Raw genomic sequence first — 714 nt, 5'->3', positions numbered from 1 at the left:
TAACGGTTGGGTATTTCTGTTGGCGGGGATTATGATAACTGGTCTTTCTAAATATAACAAAAAGAAGTATTAGCGAAAATCCTTACGATGTAAACTTCAACCCCACTAATAGAAATACCGTGTTGTACGACGTTTTAACTAATCCAAGTTCCGAATTTTTCTTTGATTTTCCATATTCCACTTTCTTTCGTAAGAATTATAGCTTTTCCTCCACCACATAATCGTCCACAATAATAGTTAGATTCGACGTAAGCTAAATTTCCTCCACTATTCAATATTGGTATAGTTATAATATAAAAAGTTTCATAGTTTTCTATTTGCTCAATATCAAAAAATGTGATTAGTTCAGAATCTTTAAGATTTATAAAAAAGGATGTAGGATTTTTATTCTGTGATATAACAAAAATTAAATCAGTTTTATTTGTGATTTTTAAATATTTTTTTAATGTTTCAATTTGTACTGTGCGTGGATATTCGTAGATCGTATCAGATTCTTGTGGTAAAATGATTTGAGATTTCTCTAACTTATTTAGCACATAACCTTTGCTGATTTTATCGTCTATCATTTCTGATTTTATTACAGCTGAAATAATAGATTTAATTTCTTTTTTATCAACTTTTAAATTTTCATTTTTGTTGACGCAAGAAATTAATGCTAGTAAAATTAATGGTATAAAAAATATACATTTGATTTTCATAGAATGTCGTACAACG

At 27.6% G+C, this 714-nt stretch carries 1 protein-coding gene; it reads right to left on the bottom strand.

Features of this window, described 5'->3' with window-relative positions; all coding sequences use genetic code 11:
- Positions 1–134: 134 nt before the first annotated feature.
- Positions 135–714, bottom strand: a 580-nt coding sequence (locus H9628_RS11915; RefSeq protein ID WP_251834363.1) for a hypothetical protein, incomplete at its 5' end; no start/stop codon positions are given.

Source organism: Kaistella pullorum, assembly GCF_014837035.1.
GTDB classification, from domain to species: domain Bacteria; phylum Bacteroidota; class Bacteroidia; order Flavobacteriales; family Weeksellaceae; genus Kaistella; species Kaistella rhinocerotis.
Note: the sequence above shows the minus strand (reverse complement) of the source record. Positions and strands in the feature narration are given on the sequence as shown.